This is a genomic window from Cupriavidus sp. Agwp_2 (genome assembly GCF_040784895.1).
Taxonomy (GTDB): Bacteria; Pseudomonadota; Gammaproteobacteria; order Burkholderiales; family Burkholderiaceae; genus Cupriavidus.
This window is the reverse complement of sequence record NZ_CP088084.1, coordinates 1237548-1256805: the sequence shown is the minus strand read 5'-3', so window position 1 is coordinate 1256805 and position 19258 is coordinate 1237548. Positions and strand designations below refer to the sequence as shown.

General features: G+C 65.0%; 11 protein-coding genes and 2 rRNA genes. 4 read left to right on the top strand and 9 right to left on the bottom strand.

All coding sequences use genetic code 11. The features are described from left to right. The first annotated feature begins 208 nt into the window (after window positions 1-208). A 23S ribosomal RNA gene (locus LPA45_RS23470) occupies window positions 209-3089 on the top strand. Between the two features lie 127 nt (window positions 3090-3216). Continuing rightward, window positions 3217-3330 (top strand): 5S ribosomal RNA (rrf, locus tag LPA45_RS23465). Between the two features lie 392 nt (window positions 3331-3722). On the opposite strand, the gene LPA45_RS23460 is transcribed toward rrf, so the two are convergent. The 6 genes from LPA45_RS23460 to LPA45_RS23435 all read right to left on the bottom strand — a co-directional run bounded on the left by LPA45_RS23460 (window position 3723) and on the right by LPA45_RS23435 (window position 12984). Continuing rightward, complete coding sequence (locus LPA45_RS23460) at window positions 3723-6446, bottom strand: nitrate reductase (RefSeq protein ID WP_317925356.1); 2724 nt, start codon at window positions 6444-6446, stop codon at window positions 3723-3725. Between the two features lie 40 nt (window positions 6447-6486). Then, a complete protein-coding gene (locus LPA45_RS23455; RefSeq protein WP_116319883.1) occupies window positions 6487-7728 on the bottom strand; it encodes an NAD(P)/FAD-dependent oxidoreductase in 1242 nt (413 codons plus the stop codon). A gap of 75 nt (window positions 7729-7803) precedes the next feature. After that, a complete protein-coding gene (nirD, locus tag LPA45_RS23450) occupies window positions 7804-8187 on the bottom strand; it encodes a nitrite reductase small subunit NirD (RefSeq protein WP_116319882.1) in 384 nt (127 codons plus the stop codon). A 26-nt stretch (window positions 8188-8213) separates the two neighbouring features. Beyond that, window positions 8214-10775 (bottom strand): nitrite reductase large subunit NirB, encoded by a 2562-nt coding sequence (nirB, locus tag LPA45_RS23445; protein ID WP_367395114.1) that lies wholly within the window; start codon window positions 10773-10775, stop codon window positions 8214-8216. Between the two features lie 84 nt (window positions 10776-10859). Beyond that, window positions 10860-12179: an MFS transporter gene (locus LPA45_RS23440; RefSeq protein ID WP_317920006.1), complete on the bottom strand. Its 1320-nt coding sequence runs from the start codon at window positions 12177-12179 to the stop codon at window positions 10860-10862. A 334-nt stretch (window positions 12180-12513) separates the two neighbouring features. Further along, window positions 12514-12984: a helix-turn-helix domain-containing protein gene (locus tag LPA45_RS23435; protein WP_317920007.1), complete on the bottom strand. Its 471-nt coding sequence runs from the start codon at window positions 12982-12984 to the stop codon at window positions 12514-12516. A 90-nt stretch (window positions 12985-13074) separates the two neighbouring features. On the opposite strand from LPA45_RS23435, the gene LPA45_RS23430 reads away from it, so the two are divergent. Beyond that, window positions 13075-13674 carry a GNAT family N-acetyltransferase gene (locus LPA45_RS23430; RefSeq protein WP_116319879.1) on the top strand — a complete coding sequence of 200 codons (600 nt, stop codon included), beginning with the start codon at window positions 13075-13077 and terminating at the stop codon, window positions 13672-13674. Window positions 13675-13689: 15 nt separating this feature from the next. Here the strand turns inward: LPA45_RS23430 and LPA45_RS23425 are convergent, their stop codons facing one another. Continuing rightward, a complete protein-coding gene (locus tag LPA45_RS23425; RefSeq protein ID WP_376790695.1) occupies window positions 13690-14502 on the bottom strand; it encodes an EamA family transporter in 813 nt (270 codons plus the stop codon). Between the two features lie 191 nt (window positions 14503-14693). Next, a complete protein-coding gene (locus LPA45_RS23420) occupies window positions 14694-15128 on the bottom strand; it encodes a Fur family transcriptional regulator (RefSeq protein ID WP_116319877.1) in 435 nt (144 codons plus the stop codon). A gap of 87 nt (window positions 15129-15215) precedes the next feature. Here LPA45_RS23420 and LPA45_RS23415 point away from each other — a divergent pair, with 87 nt between their 5' ends. Beyond that, window positions 15216-17378, top strand: a complete 2163-nt coding sequence (locus LPA45_RS23415) for a TonB-dependent siderophore receptor (protein ID WP_233528139.1) — start codon at window positions 15216-15218, stop codon at window positions 17376-17378. Between the two features lie 205 nt (window positions 17379-17583). Here LPA45_RS23415 and LPA45_RS23410 read toward each other — a convergent pair whose 3' ends face one another. Beyond that, a complete protein-coding gene (locus LPA45_RS23410; RefSeq protein WP_116319876.1) occupies window positions 17584-19248 on the bottom strand; it encodes an efflux transporter outer membrane subunit in 1665 nt (554 codons plus the stop codon). Window positions 19249-19258: the final 10 nt, after the last annotated feature.

The following is a 19258-nucleotide window of genomic DNA, read 5'->3' as shown; positions in this document are numbered from 1 at the left end:
GCTGTTCTTTAACAATATGGGATGTAGTAAAGGTGTCGCGCGAGCGTTGATGAGACGCTGCAGTACCAACGCGATACCGGGTTGTGATTGTATCAACCAAAATGTATTTAAGTGATCGAAAGATGACTTGGAATACGGCACAAATGCGAGAACTCAACCTGTAGTGAGCGGTGTCATAGAGCGCAAGCTTGAGACACACTTGTTATAGGGTCAAGCGAACAAGTGCATGTGGTGGATGCCTTGGCGATCACAGGCGATGAAGGACGCGGTAGCCTGCGAAAAGCTTCGGGGAGCTGGCAAACAAGCTTTGATCCGGAGATGTCCGAATGGGGAAACCCGGCCCGAATGGGTCATCCCACACTGAATTCATAGGTGTGGGAAGCGAACGCGGCGAACTGAAACATCTAAGTAGCTGCAGGAACAGAAATCAACCGAGATTCCCAGAGTAGTGGCGAACGAAATGGGAACAGCCTTGTACTCTTTAGCAGCATTGTTAGCAGAACGGGATGGAAAGCCCGGCCGTAGCAGGTGATAGCCCTGTATGCGAAAACAGCGTTGTGGAACTAGGTGTACGACAAGTAGGGCGGGACACGTGAAATCCTGTCTGAAGATGGGGGGACCATCCTCCAAGGCTAAATACTCGTGATCGACCGATAGTGAACCAGTACCGTGAGGGAAAGGCGAAAAGAACCCCGGGAGGGGAGTGAAATAGATCCTGAAACCGCATGCATACAAACAGTCGGAGCCTGGCAACGGGTGACGGCGTACCTTTTGTATAATGGGTCAGCGACTTACATTCAGTGGCAAGCTTAACCGATTAGGGCAGGCGTAGCGAAAGCGAGTCCGAACAGGGCGTTGAGTCGCTGGGTGTAGACCCGAAACCAGATGATCTATCCATGGCCAGGTTGAAGGTGCGGTAACACGTACTGGAGGACCGAACCCACTAACGTTGAAAAGTTAGGGGATGAGCTGTGGATAGGGGTGAAAGGCTAAACAAATCTGGAAATAGCTGGTTCTCTCCGAAAACTATTTAGGTAGTGCCTCGTGTCTCACCTTCGGGGGTAGAGCACTGTCATGGTTGGGGGGTCTATTGCTGATTACCCCGCCATAGCAAACTCCGAATACCGAAGAGTGCAATCACGGGAGACAGACATCGGGTGCTAACGTCCGGTGTCAAGAGGGAAACAACCCAGACCGCCAGCTAAGGTCCCCAAATATAGCTAAGTGGGAAACGAAGTGGGAAGGCTAAAACAGTCAGGAGGTTGGCTTAGAAGCAGCCACCCTTTAAAGAAAGCGTAATAGCTCACTGATCGAGTCGTCCTGCGCGGAAGATGTAACGGGGCTAAGCTATATACCGAAGCTGCGGACGCACAGCAATGTGCGTGGTAGGAGAGCGTTCTGTAAGCCTGTGAAGGTGTCTTGTAAAGGATGCTGGAGGTATCAGAAGTGCGAATGCTGACATGAGTAGCGATAAAGGGGGTGAAAGGCCCCCTCGCCGTAAGCCCAAGGTTTCCTACGCAACGTTCATCGGCGTAGGGTGAGTCGGCCCCTAAGGCGAGGCAGAGATGCGTAGCTGATGGGAAGCAGGTTAATATTCCTGCACCGTCGTATGATGCGATGGGGGGACGGATCGCGGAAGGTTGTCCGGGTGTTGGAAGTCCCGGTCCCTGCATTGGAGAAGGCGCTTAGGCAAATCCGGGCGCGGAATTCAAGGATGTGGGGCGAGCGGCCTAGTGCTGCGAAGCAATTGGAAGTGGTTCCAAGAAAAGCCTCTAAGCTTCAGTCATACGAGACCGTACCGCAAACCGACACAGGTGGGCGAGATGAGTATTCTAAGGCGCTTGAGAGAACTCGGGAGAAGGAACTCGGCAAATTGGTACCGTAACTTCGGGATAAGGTACGCCCTGGTAGCTTGACTGGCCTGCGCCAGAAGGGTGAAGGGGTTGCAATAAAATGGTGGCTGCGACTGTTTAATAAAAACACAGCACTCTGCAAACACGAAAGTGGACGTATAGGGTGTGACGCCTGCCCGGTGCCGGAAGATTAAATGATGGGGTGCAAGCTCTTGATTGAAGTCCCGGTAAACGGCGGCCGTAACTATAACGGTCCTAAGGTAGCGAAATTCCTTGTCGGGTAAGTTCCGACCTGCACGAATGGCGTAACGATGGCCACACTGTCTCCTCCCGAGACTCAGCGAAGTTGAAGTGTTTGTGATGATGCAATCTCCCCGCGGCTAGACGGAAAGACCCCATGAACCTTTACTGTAGCTTTGCATTGGACTTTGAACCGATCTGTGTAGGATAGGTGGGAGGCTTTGAAGCGTGGACGCTAGTTCACGTGGAGCCGTCCTTGAAATACCACCCTGGTTTGTTTGAGGTTCTAACCTTGGCCCGTGAATCCGGGTCGGGGACAGTGCATGGTAGGCAGTTTGACTGGGGCGGTCTCCTCCCAAAGTGTAACGGAGGAGTTCGAAGGTACGCTTGGTACGGTCGGACATCGTACCTAAAGTGCAATGGCAAAAGCGTGCTTAACTGCGAGACCGACAAGTCGAGCAGGTGCGAAAGCAGGACATAGTGATCCGGTGGTTCTGAATGGAAGGGCCATCGCTCAACGGATAAAAGGTACTCTGGGGATAACAGGCTGATACCGCCCAAGAGTTCATATCGACGGCGGTGTTTGGCACCTCGATGTCGGCTCATCTCATCCTGGGGCTGTAGCCGGTCCCAAGGGTATGGCTGTTCGCCATTTAAAGAGGTACGTGAGCTGGGTTTAAAACGTCGTGAGACAGTTTGGTCCCTATCTGCCGTGGGCGTTGGAATCTTGACGGGGGCTGCTCCTAGTACGAGAGGACCGGAGTGGACGTACCGCTGGTGTACCTGTTGTCTCGCCAGAGGCATCGCAGGGTAGCTATGTACGGAAGAGATAACCGCTGAAAGCATCTAAGCGGGAAACTCGCCTGAAGATGAGGATTCCCTGGAGGCTTGACCTCCTTGAAGGGTCGTTCGAGACCAGGACGTTGATAGGCTGGGTGTGGAAGCGCAGTAATGCGTTAAGCTAACCAGTACTAATTGCCCGTAAGGCTTGATCCTATAACCAGTGTGTTTCACCTGGTGTGTGTGATCGTGTCGGTGCCCTCGGTTGGCACAATACGCACAACCCAAGACTACATCCCGATTCGCAGCGTTGACCTCAACCTCAGCGCTGCACCCCCTTATGCCTGGTGACCATAGCGAGCTGGAACCACCCCTTCCCATCCCGAACAGGACCGTGAAACAGCTCCGCGCCGATGATAGTGCGGACTACCCGTGTGAAAGTAGGTCATCGCCAGGCTCTTATTGTGCAAAACCCCTCGACAGCGTGTGCTGCGAGGGGTTTTTGCTTTGGGATTTTCGAATTGGATTCTGGGCGGTTTTGCGGAGACATGTCGTATTTGGTGATTTGGTGACATGTTGTCGGCCGTTGAGCCGCCTGAGCGCGGGTGCCCGTTCGAACTTGCTACGCTCCCGGGAGGGTGCCTGCGGCAACGGACTATTGAACGAACCCGAAGCAGGGTGGGTGGTGGCCACCTGCTAACGAGGGCGTCGGTGGGACGCCTTCGGCTGCGCTACGCGCGGGTTCTGGTTGGGCAGCCAGGCTTGGCGACCAGGGCGATCGACTACGAAGGTCTTGGCGTGGCAGAGTCCAAAAGCCAAAAAGCATCTCGCCAACAGCGACCAAAGCCCTCAGGCCGTTTCAACCACCCGAATCTCCACCAGCAACTTCTTGAGTTCCGGCACACAAGATCCACAGTTGCCGCCGGCCTTGACGCAGGCGGTGATCTCAGCTGGCGTCTTCAAATCGTGCTTCCGGACAGCATCGCAAATGGTGTTACGCCCCACGCCAAAGCACGAGCATACCGTCGGCCCTGCATCGGCACCTTTCTCCATCGGCTGGCCGAGCAGCAGGCCGATGCGATCCGCATCTTCCAGCCGCTCGCGACCAAACAAGCCTGACAGCCATGACCGCGACGGCAATTCGGGCCGGGTCGACACATAGACGCAGGCTTCAAGCCGGTCGTTGACGACATAGCCAGCGTGGTAGACGCCCGCAGTGCGGTCTTCATATTCGAGCCAGTCCGCGTCCGGATCCGCCACGCCGAGCAGTTCACGCGCCCACGAGGCACGGTCGGCAACGGCTTCGCGGCCGGCAAATTCGTAGCGCTGGAATTGGCGGCCTTGCACGCGCGTCCAGTATGTCAGCGCCTCGGCCGGCAGCTCGCTCCGGCTCAGCACGAAGCCGTGCCAGCTGACGCCAAACGGCTCAACCCGCACGGGCGTGTGCTTGAATTCCGGCTCGCCGGAAACCGGATCGACCACCGGATTGACCAGCGCACCCACGCGCGCATCGGAACTGAACTGCCCGTTCCAGTGGATCGGCACGAACACGCTGCCACGCGGAATACCGCCGCCATGGCGTACGCGCGCCACCATCGCGCCCCAGCGGGTGCTGACGCGCGCCAGTTTGCCTTCGCCCACGCCGCACAGCAGCGCATCCTGCGGGTGCATGTCGACAAAGGGCTCGGGCAGGTGGTCGGCAAGCCGCGCCGACTTGCCGGTACGCGTCATGGTGTGCCACTGGTCACGCACGCGGCCAGTGTTCAGGATCAGCGGGAATTCGTCGTCCGGCGCGTTGGCGGGCGCGCGCGTCGGCGTGGCGACAAAGTGGGCCAGGCCGTCAGCGTGCGCATAGCGGCCATCGCCAAACAGTCGTTGCGAATCGGCCGCGCCATTGGCAGGGACTGGCCATTGGACCGGCTCCAGACTGTCATAGCGGGCCTTGTCCAGGCCGGCCAGTCCGCCGATATCGAACACGCGCGGCGCGTCGTCGTTGCGCCAGGCGCTCAGGCGTGCGTGCTCGTCAAAGATCTCGTGCGGCCCGGCATAGTCGAAGCCGTTGAAGCCCATGCGGCGTGCCACGTCGCACAGGATGTCCCAGTCGGCGCGGGCTTCGGCCGGTGCGGCCAGGAAGGCGCGCTGGCGCGAAATGCGGCGTTCCGAGTTGGTGACGGTGCCGTCCTTCTCGCCCCAGCCCAGCGCGGGCAGCAGCACGTGCGCGCCTGCGTTGGTGTCGGTGCGTTCGATGATGTCGCTGGCCACTACCAGTTCGCACTTGGCGAGTGCGCGGCGCACCTGGTCGGCGTCGGGCAGGCTGACCACCGGGTTGGTGGCGATCACCCAGACTGCCTTGACGCGGCCGGCTTCGATCGCTTCGAACAACTCCACCGCCTTCAGGCCGGTGCGGTCCGCCACCACTGGCGACTGCCAGAAGCTCTGCACCACGTCGCGATGCAGCGGGTTGGCCAGCTCCATATGCGCGGCCAGCATGTTGGCCAGGCCGCCGACCTCGCGCCCACCCATGGCGTTGGGCTGCCCGGTCAGCGAGAACGGGCCCATGCCGGGCCGGCCGATGCGGCCGGTCAGCAGGTGGCAGTTGATGATGCTATTGACCTTGTCTGTGCCGGCGGAGGACTGGTTGACGCCTTGCGAGAACGCGGTCACGGTCTTTTCCGTGCCGGCGAACAGGGCATAGAAGTCCAGCACGTCCTGCACGCCGAGCTTGCAGGCGCGGGCGACGGCGGCCGGATCGGCGCAATCGACATCGGCAGCCTGCAGGGCCTGGTCCAGTCCGGCAGTGCTTGCGGCGATGAAGGCCGCATCGGCGCGGCCTTCGCGCGCCAGGTAGCTGAGCAGACCATTGAACAGCCATACGTCAGTGCCCGGGCGAACCGCCAGGTGCAGGTCGGCCAGTTCGCAGGTGGCGGTGCGGCGCGGGTCTATCGCCACGATCTTCATCTCGGGGCGCGCTTCCTTGGCCTTGGACAGCCGCTGGAACAGGATCGGGTGGCACCACGCGGTGTTGGAGCCCACCAGCACCACCAGGTCGGCCAGTTCCAGGTCTTCATAGCTGCCCGGTACCAGGTCTTCGCCGAATGCGCGCTTGTGGCCGGCGACGGCCGATGACATGCACAGGCGCGAGTTGGTGTCGATGTTGGCGCTGCCGATGAAGCCCTTCATCAGCTTGTTGGCGACGTAGTAGTCCTCGGTCAGCAACTGGCCCGAGACATAGAGCGCGACCGAGTCGGGACCATGGCGGCGGATGATGTCGCTGAAGCCCTGCGCCACGGTATCGAGCGCATGGTCCCAGGATACCTGCTGCAACTGGCCATTGGCATCGCGCAGCTTGGGATGGAGCAGGCGGCCTTCCAGGTCCACGGTCTCGCCCAGCGCCGAGCCCTTGACGCAGAGCCGGCCCTGGTTGGACGGATGCTGCGCGTCACCCGCGATCTCGACCTGGCCGTCGGCGCGCACGGTGGCACGCACGCCGCAGCCGACGCCACAGTACGGGCAGGTCGTGGCGGTGGTAGTGGTCAGGGTTGCAGATACAACCGGGATGTCGGACAGGTTCACGCGTTCTCCGTGCGGGGGCGTTATATAGCTTTGTTCATGCTCAGGCAGCGAGCGCTTCGCACTGCGCCTTGCCAAACAGCAGGCGCTGGCGCAGCGCGCCAACCGGCGTGCGGCGCTGGATCATGTCGAAATACCACGGGCCGTCCTGCACGTCGCCGTACAGCACGGCGCCGACCAGGCAGCCGTCCTGCAGCACCAGGCGCTTGTAGACGCCGCGGCGCGCGTCGCGCAGCACCAGGTCTTCGGAGCCTTCAATACCGATGAAATCGCCAGCGGAATACAGGTCGACGCCGGTCACTTTCAGTTTAGTCGCGGTGGCCTGCTGCACATAGCGGCGATGGCCGGCGCCGGCGAGATGGGCAGCGCACACGCGCGCCTGGTCCCAGATCGGCGCGACCAGCCCGAAGGTGGCCTGGCGATGCTGCACGCACTCGCCGACGGCATAGATGCGCGGATCGTAGGTCTGCAGCGTGTCGTCGACGACGATGGCGCGCTCGCAGTGCAGGCCGGCACTGGCGGCCAGTTCGATGTTGGGCTTTACGCCGGCGGTCATCACCACCAGGTCGGCGGGGATTTCGGTGCCGTCCTTGAAGCGCACGCCGGTGACGCGCTCGGTACCGAGGATTTCCGCCGTCTGCGCGCCTAGCAGGAAACGCAGGCCCTTGCGTTCCAGCGCTCCCTTGAGCAGCGTGGCGGCGGGCTTGTCGAGCTGGCGTTCCATCAGGCTGTCGGCCAGGTGCACCACGGTCACGTCCATGCCCTGGCGCAGCAGGCCGTTGGCCGCTTCCAGGCCGAGCAGGCCGCCGCCGATCACCACCGCGTGGCGATGATTGCGCGCGGCATGCAGCATGGTCTCGACGTCCTGGATGTCGCGGAAGGCGATCACGCCCTCGAGCTGGTGCCCAGGCACCGGGATGATGAACGGCTTGGAGCCGGTGGCCAGCAGCAGGCGGTCATAGCGCACTTCGCGTCCCGAGGCGGAACGCACCACGCGGCGCGGGCGGTCAATCGACACCACGGGGTCGCCGGCGAGCAGCTCGATGCCGTTTTCCTCATACCACTCGCGCGTGTTGAGCATGATGTCCGCCACCGTCTTCTCGCCAGCCAGCACCGGCGACAGCAGGATGCGGTTGTAGTTGCCGTGCGGCTCGGCGCCGAACACCGTGATGTCGTACAGGTCCGGGGCGAGCTTGAGCAGTTCCTCGACGGTACGCATGCCGGCCATGCCGTTGCCGACGACGACCAGGCGCGGACGGGCTTGGTTGGAATCGGATGGCGTCATGCCGGTATCTCCGTGGCTGGGCTGGAAGGCGTTGGGGAACATTCGGGGGCGCGACGTAAGGGTGGGTAGAAGGGATCAGGCGGCCAGCTCTTCCTCGGCCTCGCGCATCACCACGCTGGCCGCGACCCACACTTTGCCGTCGTAGACGCGCGCGCCGTAGGCGTTGACCGACTGCTCCGGCGCTTCCAGGCATTCGCCGGTGCGCAGGTCGAAGTGGTGCTTGTAGATGGGCGATGCCACTACCAGGCGCTCGCCCAGGTTGCCAACCAGCCCGCGCGACAGCACCGCGGCTTGCGAGTTGGGATCGAAGTTATCGATGGCGTAGACCTCTTCGCCGCGGCCGATGCGGAACACAGCGATCTGCTTGTCGTCGACCAGTGCGCATACACCAGTATTGGGCACGATATCGCGAACGGTGCAGACCGCGGTCCAGGTTTCGGGATGGTGGGGATGGCTCATCACGTTCTCCTTGAATGCTTGCACGATCAGGCTGCTTTTGCGGGCACGGCGACCACGGGAATGTGGCCCAGCCGGGAGCGCTGCAATTTCCGTTCCTCCGGCGATGCCGGGCGGATCTGGCCGCGTTCTTCGATAAAGACCAGGTTGTCGTCGCGGCGGTCGCTGTTGACGAAATGGCGGAAGCGCTTGCGCGTTTCGGGATCGGTCACGGCCTTCTTCCACTCGTCTTCATAGGTGTCGACCACGTGCTGCATTTCGGTCTCCAGCTCGGCGGCGATGCCGAGCTTGTCGTCCAGCACCACGGCCTTCAGGTAGTCCAGGCCGCCTTCGAGGTTGTCGCGCCAGACGCTGGTGCGCTGCAGTCGGTCGGCGGTGCGCACGTAGAACATCAGGAAGCGGTCGATGTAGCGGACCAGCGTGTCGTGGTCGAGGTCGCTGGCCAGCAGTTCGGCGTGGCGCGGCTTCATGCCGCCGTTGCCGCACACGTACAGGTTCCAGCCCTTGTCGGTGGCGATCACGCCCACGTCCTTGCCCTGCGCCTCGGCGCATTCGCGGGTACAGCCGGACACGCCGAACTTGATCTTGTGCGGCGCGCGCAGGCCCTTGTAGCGGTTCTCCAGCTCGACGGCGAGGCCGACCGAATCGCCCACGCCATAACGGCACCATGTGGAGCCCACGCACGACTTCACCGTGCGCAGCGACTTGCCGTAGGCATGGCCCGATTCAAAGCCGGCGGCGATCAGCTCTTCCCAGATATAGGGCAGTTCCTCGGCGCGGGCACCAAACAGGTCCACGCGCTGGCCGCCGGTGATCTTGGTGTACAGGCCATATTTCTTGGCCACCTGGCCTACCGCGATCAGGCCCTCGGGCGTGACTTCGCCGCCCGGCATGCGCGGGACCACCGAATAAGTGCCGTCCTTCTGGATGTTGGCCAGGTAGTAGTCGTTGGAATCCTGCAGGCTGGCGTGCTCTTCCTTCAGCACGAACTCGTTCCAGCACGAGGCCAGGATGCTGCCCACCGTCGGTTTGCAGATATCGCAGCCCATGCCCTTGCCGTGCGCTTCCAGCAGCGCATCGAAGGTCTTGAACTTGCCCACGCGCACCAGGTGGTAGAGCTCCTGGCGCGAGAAGGGGAAGTGCTCGCAGAGGTGGTTGTTGACCGCCATCCCTTGCTTCTTCATCTCGGCCTTCATGATCTGCGTGACCAGCGGCACGCAGCCGCCGCAGGCGGTGCCGGCCTTGGTGCAGCTCTTGAGCGCGCCGATGCTGGTGGCGCCGTCGCACACGGCGCCGCAGATCTCGCCCTTGGAGACGTTGTTGCACGAGCAGATCTGCGCGGTGTCGGGCAGCGCGTCGGCGCCCAGCGCCGGCTTGGCCTTGCCGCTGCTGTCCGGCAGGATCAGGAATTCCGGCGACTCGGGCAGCTCGATCTTGTTGAGCATCATCTGCAGCAGCGTGCCGTATTCGCTGGCATCGCCGATCAGCACGCCGCCCAGCAGGTACTTGCCGCAATCAGACACCACCAGCTTCTTGTAGACCTCCTTGCGGTCGTCGCTGAACTGGTAGATGCGCGCGCCCGGCACGGTGCCGTGCGGGTCGCCGATGCTGGCCACGTCTACGCCCATCAGCTTGAGCTTGGTGCTCATGTCGGCGCCGGCAAACTCGGCGGCTTCGCCGCGCAGGTGGCGCGCGGCCACGCGGGCCATGTCGTAGCCCGGGGCCACCAGGCCGTAGATCTTGCCGTCCCACAGCGCGCATTCGCCGATCGCGTAGATGTCCGGGTCGGAGGTGCGGCAGTTGTTGTCGACCGAGATGCCGCCGCGCGCACCGACTTCCAGGCCGCTGGCGCGCGCCAGTTCGTCGCGCGGGCGGATGCCGGCCGAGAACACGATCATGTCGGTGTCGAGATGCGTGCCGTCGGCGAACACCATGCGATGGGTGCCGTCCTCGCCGTCGACGATCTCGACGGTGTTCTTGCCGGTGTGGGCGGTCACGCCCAGGCCTGCGATCTTCTGGCGCAGCATGCGGCCGCCGCCTTCGTCGACCTGCACCGCCATCAGGCGCGGCGCGAATTCCACCACATGCGTCTCCAGGCCCATGTCGCGCAGCGCCTTGGCGCATTCCAGGCCGAGCAGGCCGCCGCCGATCACCACGCCGGTTTTCGAGCGCGCGCCGCATTCCTGCATCGCTTCCAGGTCTTCGATGGTGCGATAGACGAAGCAGTCCTTGCGGTCCTTTCCTGGCACGGGCGGCACGAACGGGTAGGAGCCGGTGGCGAGGATCAGCTTGTCATAGGACAGGGTCTCGCCGGTGGAGACCTTGACCGTGCGCGCGGCGCGGTCGATCTCGACCGCACGGGCGTTCAGGCGCAGCAGCATGTTGTTGTGCTGCTCGAAGAAGCCTGCCGGCACCAGCGACAGGTCTTCGGCCGACTTGCCGGAGAAGAACTCGGACAGGTGCACGCGATCGTAGGCGGGACGCGGTTCTTCGCACAGGACGGTCACTTCCAGGTTTTCTGCACCGGCTTCCGCCAGCGATTCCAGGAACTTGTGACCTACCATGCCGTGGCCGACGATGATCAGTTTCATGATGCTTTCCTTGTCCGGTAGTCAGTCTTTGCTGCTTGAAGTGCTGTGGGGTGCCGTGGGGTGCCGTGGGGGCGATGCTTGAAATCAGTTGGCCAGCGCGCTGTCGTACAGCGCCTGCTCCTGGGCCTTGTGCTCGGCGCTGAAGCGGATGGCGATGGCGCACAGGGCAGCGATGGTGGCCAGCACGCCCAGCACGGTCAGCGTGTGCTGCAGGTCGCCCAGGCCCTTGAGCAGGAAGCCCGCGGCGACGGCGCCAACGTTGCCGCCCGCGCCGATGATCCCGGCCACGCCGCCAAGCGCCTTGCGGTCGATAAAGGGCACCAGGGCGTAGGTCGCGCCGCAGGCCATGTGGGTGAACAGGCCGAACAGCAGCATCGCGACCACGGCCAGCGTCACGCTGCCGGCCTGCGCGAACCACAGCAGGCCCAGGCCTTCGCCCATGATCAGGACGAACAGCAGCGTGGCGCGTGCATCCAGGCCGCGGCGGCGGGCTGCCTTGTCCGACAGCCAGCCACCCAGGGCGCGGGCAAACAGCGCCAGCAGGCCGAAGCTGGCGGCAGCCATGCCGGCGGCCTTCAGGCTCAGGCCGAAACGGTCCACGTAGTAGGAGGCGGCAATGTTGTGGATAAAGATTTCCACGCCGAAGCAGGCACCGTAGGTGATGAACAGCAGCCACACGCGATAGTTGGCGCTGGCGGCGCGGAAGCTGGCCCAGCCGCCCCCCTTGCCGCCATCCTTGCCGCTGATGGCAATGCCACGAGCGCGCAGGTCCGAGTAGTTGCCTTCCGGGCAGTCCTGCGTGAAGCGCCAGTAGACGACGGCCATGATCAGCATCAGCACGCCCGGCACCACCAGCGCGAAGCGCCAGCCGAGTGCATGGTCAGCGCCCAGCATCAGCACCGCGGCCAGCAGCAGCGGCATGATGGCCTGCGCGGCACCACCGCCGGCATTGCCCCAGCCGGCCGAGGCCGCGTTGGCGGTGCCGACCACGTTGGGCGCGAACATCACCGAGGTGTGGTACTGCGTGATGACGAAGCTGGCACCGACCGCGCCGATCAGCAGGCGGAACACCAGGAAGGTCTCGTAGTTCTGCGCCAGCGCCACGCCCAGCACGGGCAGCGCGCCCACCAGCAACAGGCCGGTATAGGTCTTGCGCGGGCCGAAGCGGTCGCACATCGGGCCGATCACCAGCCGCACCAGGATGGTCACGGCCACCGCCGCGATATTGATGTTGGCGATCTGGCCCGGGGTCAGGCCGAACTCGCCCTTGAGGACCGGCATCAGCGGCGCGCAGGCAAACCACGCGAAGAAACAGACGAAGAACGCCATCCAGGTCAGGTGGAAGGCGCGCATCTGCGGGGTGCTCAAGCTCAGCAGCTCGATGCGGGTGGCTTTGCCGGTCATCGTCACTTGCTCCAAAAAAACAAATGGCGTCCCGCGAGCCGACACATCGATAGTCTGATGAGCCAGTTCAGGGGACGCCGTTGTCCTGACAGCCGCTACATGGGATAGCCGCTGCGTTATGTGGGGTGGGCCGGTCGCCGTTGACGGGCCCGGACTACATTACGCAAGGGGTGTGCCAGAGCGTGAAGTGACGGCGGATAGGGGTTTCGTGCGCGCAGTGGCGCTGGCGGCAAGTTCCGATGCGCTGTGCTGGGGCGACCGGCGGATCGCCGGCACAGTCATGGTGCAGTGCAGTGTGCCGCGCCGGTGCGGCGCAGCAAGCGGCGCATGCGGCTTACGGTTCGCCTTCGGTGCGGCGGGGGCCGACGGGGGTGATCTGCATGTCGCGCGGAGACACCAGCGCGCCGTCCTCGTCGACCAGGGCCGCGCGTACCAGCTTGCCGCTGGCCTGCGAGCGGATCTGCACCGGGCCTTCGCCGCAGGACGTCATGTGGCTGTCGCCCCACTGCATCAGGCCGATCAGCACCGGCAGCAGTTCCACGGCCGCACGGGTGGGACGGTACTCGAAGCGCTCGCGCTCGCCCGGCTCGCGGTAGCCGACCTTGCGCAGCAGGCCGGCGTCGGTCAGCGTCTTGAGCCGCGTGGAGAGCACTGCAGGGGAGCACTCCAGCCTGCGCAGGAATTCGTCGAAGCGCGTCACGCCGTGGAAGACGTCGCGCAGGATCAGGATCGTCCACTTTTCACCGATCAGCGAAAGCGTGGCAGCGATCGAGCATTGGCGGAGGTCGGACGCAGTGACGTTCATGATGCAGGCAGCATAGCATGCTGACTTCATTTGCAAAAGTCAGGTTGTCGCCTATACTCTGGCTACAGATAATGTATTCAGGGGTGTGGCATGACAGGCAGGACCGGAGCGACGACAGGGCACGCAGCCAGCGAACCACCCGCAGAAAGCTGGCCGGTGGGCCGGGGCGGGCAGGTGATGGTGCGCCGCACGCATGAGCAAGATCGCGGCGCACTGCGCGCCATGATCGACGGACTGTCGCGTGAAAGCCGTTACTTCCGCTTCCTGACCGGTGGGCGGGTGGTCGACGAGGTCGTCGACGGGCTGGCCCGGCCCGTGCCGGGTGGCATGGCGCTGGTGGTGGTCGCGCCCGACGCGCAAGGGACGCCGGCCATTGTCGCCAGCGCCGAATACGTGGTGACTGGCCGCGTGGCCGAGTTTGCGGTGGTCGTCGCCGATGGCTGGCAAGGGCAGGGCCTGGGCCGGCGCCTGATCACGCGGCTGCGCGAGCACGCCCGCGCGGCTGGCCTGCGCGCCATGCGCGGCGATGTGCTCAGCGAAAACCGCCGCATGCTGGCGATCCTGCGGGACCTGGGCTTCAGCAGCCGCCGCAATCCCGAAGACAGCTTCCTGCACGAAGTCTCGATGACGCTGCGGGAGGAAGCCAGCAGCGGCCAATGGTTGCCGGCGGACTGGTTTGGCGCGTCCTGAGCCCTACGTCATGCCTCAGCCGGCGTCGCGTTTCCCGCGCGAAGTCGCGGTGCAGCCGACTGAAGCGGTGATGATGCTGGCGATTGCCAGCCACTGCATCGGGCTCAGTTGCTCATGCAGGAACACCAGCCCCGCGAGCGCGCCCATGGCCGGCTCCATGCTCAGCAGGATGCCAAAGGTGCGCCGGTGCAGGCGCTTGAGCGCCACCATTTCCAGCGAATAGGGAATCGCGCTGGACAACACGCCCACCGCCAGTCCCGCCAGCAGCAGCGGCGGGCTGAGCAGCGCGCTGCCGGCATGCGCCACCCCGAACGGCAGCACCACCAGCGCCGCCATTGTCAGCCCCAGCGAGGTAGCCTGGCCGCCATGCGCGTTGCCGGCCTTCTGCCCGAACACGATATAGAGCGCCCAGCCCACGCCGGCAGCGAGCGCATAGCCGATGCCGACCGGGTCGAGCGTGCCTGCCGCCTCGCCCACCGGCAGCAACAGCAGCAAGCCCGCCACCGCGCACGCAATCCAGAGGAAGTCGATGGCGCGCCTTGACGACAGCACCGCCACCGCCAGCGGCCCGGTGAATTCGATCGCGATCGCCAGCCCGAGCGGCACCGTGCGCAGCGACATGTAGAAGAGCAGGTTGGTCGCGCCAAGTGCCGCGCCATACAGCGCGATGGCCAGCGCATTGGCCCGCGTCAGCGGGATGCGCCATGGCCGCCATACGCACAGCAGGATCAGGGCCGAGAAGCTGACCCGCAGCGCCGTGGTGCCTTGCGCGCCGAGCGCGTCGAACAAATGCTTGGCGAACGACGTGCCCACGCACAGCGAGGCCATCGAGCCGGTCAGGGCCAGGACGGCGATCAGGGTCGTGCTTTTTCCGGAGGCGGTGTGCGGCAATTGGAATCCTGAGGGGGAAGCTCGCGTCTGGTGCGCGATGCAGCCGCATCATGCGGCAACTCCCGCCGTGGCGCCATATACAGGTCGCGATGCGCGCCGCTGTACAGTTGTTCCGGCCTGCCCGGGTTTCAGTGGCTGTGCGCCGCCACCTTGCGCCGCTTGCCGGGCTTGCGCGCGCAGTCGGGGCAGCGTCCCAGCAGCGTCAGTTCGTGGTGCTCGACCTCGAACCCCGGCGGCGTGATCTCCTCCAGGTGTCCCGGGCACCCCTCCAGCGGAAACACACGGTCGCACGACAGGCACTGGAAGTAGTGCCGGTGGTGCCGGTGCGTGACCGCCTCGCCCGGCTGGTCCGCCAGTTCGTAGCGGTCCGCCTGGCCGGGCAGCTCGACCGCATGCAGCTGCGCATCCTCCAGCAACGCGCGGATATTGCGATAGACGGTGGCGAGTCCCAGCGACGGCACCTCGCGCTGCGCCGCCTCCAGGATCTCCGCCGGGCTCAGCGGCCGGCCGGCTTCCTTCAGCGCCGCCAGCACGGCGCCACGTTGACGGGTCATGCGTTCCATGACTAAAATCTTAATGAGAAATTATTATCATTAAAGCGCGTGCCGGTGCCAGCCGCCATGCGCTGCTCTTACGGGGTGTCAGACATCATGCTGCCTTCGCAGCCAATCCTTGCCGGGCGTACCCGCATCGCCGGTCCTGCCGCGCCACTGCGGCCGCTTGCCGCGCTGATGCTGGCGTGGTCCGCACTGGCGGATGCCGCCGATGCTACCAAGGCCACCAAGGCCACCGATGCGCCCGATATTACGCTGCCGGCGGTCTCGGTGGTCGGCACCGCATCATACAACCCGCCAGACGCTACGGGCGCCACCCGCACCGACACCCCGCTGCGCGAGATCCCGCAATCCGTGCGCGTGGTGCCGCGTGCCATGCTCGACGATATCGGCGCGACCCGCTTCGACCAGACCTTCGACTATGTCAGCGGCGTGGCGCGCCAGAACAACTTCGGCGGCCTGTGGGACAACTTTGCCATGCGCGGCTTCACCGGCCACGAGAACACCGGTGCCGGCTATCTCGTCAACGGCTTCGCCGCCAACCGAGGCTATACCGCGCCGATGGACGCGGCCACCATCGATCGCGTCGAAGTGCTCAAGGGTCCCACCTCGTCGCTGTACGGCACCAGCGAGCCCGGCGGCACCTTCAACGTCGTGACGCGCCAGCCTCAGTTTCGGCCGGCGCAGGTCTATTCGATGGAGCTGGGCACGCGCGACGGCTACCGGGTGGGCGCGGACATCACCGGCCCGCTTGGCGAGAACCTGGCAGGCAGGCTGGTCGCCGTGGCCGACCACCAGGGCAGCACGCGCGACTTCATCCACAGCCAGCGCTACCTGGTGGCGCCGTCGTTCACATGGGCGCCGGGCAACGACACCATCCTGCAGTACGCGGCGGAATTCCAGCGCTACACCACGCCGATGGACCGCGGCGTGGTTGCGGTCGACGGGCAGCTCGGCCGGATCCCGCGCTCGCGCTTCCTGGGGGAGCCGGGCGACGGCGACATGCGGCTGGACAGCCAGTCGCACCAGCTCAGCGTGGAGCACCAGTTCTCCGGAAACTGGAAAGGGCGGCTCGCGCTGTCGTACCGCGGCGGCGCGCTGACCGGGCATTCGAGTGAAGCGGCAACACTGGCCGCCGATGGCCGCACGCTGTGGCGCCAGCATCGCTACCGCGATTTCCAGTCGGACGATGTCTCGCTGCAGGCCAGCGTGACCGGCAAGTTCACCACCGGTCCGGTCGGGCATGAACTGCTGCTGGGCATGGACGCCTACCGCTTCGGCAATACCATGGCGATCCTGCGCAAGAACCCCAGCGCTGCCGCGCCCTATGCGATCGATATCTACGATCCGGTCTATGGCCAGCCGGCGCCACCCATGCCTTGGAACACGGACACGTACGAGCGCCAGCGCAATCTCGGCGCCTATCTGCAGGACCAGCTCAGCCTTGGCGAGCGCTGGCGCGTGCTGGCCGGGGCGCGTTTCGACGCCTTCGACCAGTCGCTGGACAACTACCTGAACGGCACCCGCACCACGCAGCACCAGAACGCGGTGTCGCCGCGCGTGGGTGTGAGCTACCTCGCCAGCCACAACGTCTCGCTGTTTGCCAATGCGAGCCAGTCGTTCCGTCCCAATGCCGGCACGGATGCCGCGGGCCAGCCGTTCGACCCGGAGCGCGGCCGCGCCGTCGAGGCCGGCGTCAAGTTCGACAGCGATGACCGCCGCACCGGCGCCACGCTGGCGGTGTTCGAGATCCGCAAGCGCAACGTGCTGGCCACCGACCCGAGCGACCCGTCGTACTACATTGCCGCCGGCGAGGCGCGCAGCCGCGGCGTGGAACTTGATGTGGCGGGGCAATTGGGCAAGCACTGGCGCGTCTCGGGCAGTTTTGCGCTGACCGATGCCGAGATCACGCAGGACACGCGCTTCGCACCGGGCACGCCGCTGACCAATGTGCCGCGCACCAGCGGCAGCCTGCTGGCGGTCTACGAAGACGCGGCGCCGGTGGGCCAGCGCTATGGCATCGGCGCGGGCTTGCGCTACGTGGGGCGGCGTTCCGGCGATGTGCGCGATTCGTTCTCGCTGCCCGCCTACGTGGTGGCGGATCTGCACGGCTACTGGCAATACAGCCGCAAGCTGCGCGTCACGTTCAACGTGGGCAACCTGTTCGACAGGACTTACTACGCCAGCTCGTACAGCAGCCTGTGGATTGCCCCGGGCGCCGGCCGCAGTGCGCGGCTCGGCGTGCAGCTGAGCTATTGACCCTGCACGGCCTTGGCCCGTGCCATTGTTTTTGCCGCGGACCGCGCGGCCGGCTCCCCCGCCGGCCGCGGTCCCTTGATGTACTGCATGGACGCGTCATCGCGATTCATCGGCAACGCGCATGGACTCCCCTCATGTTCGCGTGGCAGGTCGCACGGATGGCGTAGCGGTCTCGCGGCGCTCTTACTCTGCCGGCGTGTGCTGCTCAGCGAGGCGCGGCTGCTACCGGCGCCGGCACCGGCGCCTGCGCCGCGCCGGGCGCTGCCGAAGCCGGCGTGCGCGGCGCGGCCGGTGCCGCCGGTGCCGCTGGTCCGGCTGGCGCAGGGCGGGTGCCATTTCCCGCGTTGTCCGCCACTTCGCGCCAGCCGCCGCCGAGCGACTTGTACAGCGACACCCGGCTGGTCAGCCCGGCCAGCTTGTACGTGACCAGCGACTGTTGCGCGGCGTAGAGCTGGCGCTGCGCATCGAAGACGCCGAAGTAATCATCGACTCCGTTCTTGAAGCGCATTTCCGACAGCCGCCGGGTCTCGCTGCCTTCGCGCACCAGCGCTTCCTGCGCCTTGACCTGGCGCTCGTAGGTGGCGCGCGCCGCCATGCTGTCGGCCACTTCGCGGAAAGCGGTCTGGATGGTCTTTTCGTAGTTGGCCACGTTGATGTCCTTGCGCACGTTGGCGGCATCCAGCCCGGCACGGTTGCGTCCCGCATCGAAGATCGGCACCGTCAGCTGCGGCGCGAACAGCCACGCCATGCCGCCGGAGAACAGCCCGGCCAGGCTGGTGCTGGCTACGCCCAGCGCGCCGGTCAGCGAGATGCGCGGGAAGAACGCCGCGCGCGCGGCGCCGATATTGGCGTTGGCGGCCTTGAGCTGGTGCTCGGCGTCGAGGATGTCGGGGCGCCGCTCCAGCAGGCTCGATGGCAGCCCCTCCGGGAACTCTTGCATCAGCGTGCGCGGTTCGAGCGGATCCGCGGTCGCGCCCGCCGTAGTGTTGCCATCCTCGGCCACCGACTTCGGCAACTGGGTGCCGACCAGCAGCGTCAGCGCGTTCTCATCCTGCGCCACCTGCCGCGTGTACTGTTCCACGCCCACCTGCGCGGTCTGGACCTGGGTTTGCGCGCGATGCTGGTCCAGCTGCGCCATCGCGCCCACCTGGCGCCCGCGCCGCACCATCTCGGCCGCTTCCTGCTGCGTCTTCAGCGTGTCCTGCGACAGCCGCAGCAGCTCGCGGTCGGCGCGCAGCGTCAGGTAGGCGTTGGCGACCTCGGCCACCAGCGCGATCTGCGCGCTGCGGCGCGCCTGCTCGGTCGCCAGGTATTGCTCCAGCGCCGCATGCTTGAGGCTGCGCACCCGGCCGAAGAAATCGAGTTCGAAGGCGGTGAAGCCGATACCGGCGTTGTAGGTGGTGATCTGCTGCGACTGGCCCGGCGCGCGCAGCCGCGGCGACAGGCGCTGCGACACCATGCCGGCGTTGGCTTCCACCGTCGGGAACTGCGCCGCACGTTCGATCTGGTAGAGCGCGCGGGCTTCGTCGATGGCCAGGGTGGACATGCGCAGGTCGCGGTTGTTCGCCAGCGCAAGTTCGATCAGCTGGCGCAGTTGCGGGTCGACGAAGACATCGCGCCAGCCGAGATCTGCGGCGGAAGGGCCGGGCGGCTGCACCGCCTGGCCAGGCTGGCCAGGCTGGCCGGCGGCGGTGCGGGCCTGCGGCGTGCGGTAGGCGGCACCCTCCGGCCACGCCGAAGCGATCGGCGCGTCGGGCCGCTGGTATTGCGGCTCCAGCGTGCAGGCTGCCAGCGCCAGCGACAGCGCCAACACCGAGGTGCGGGGCAGCAGGCGTTGTGCGGGGAAAGAGTGGCGGCTCAGGCTTGGCATGACGGGTTCC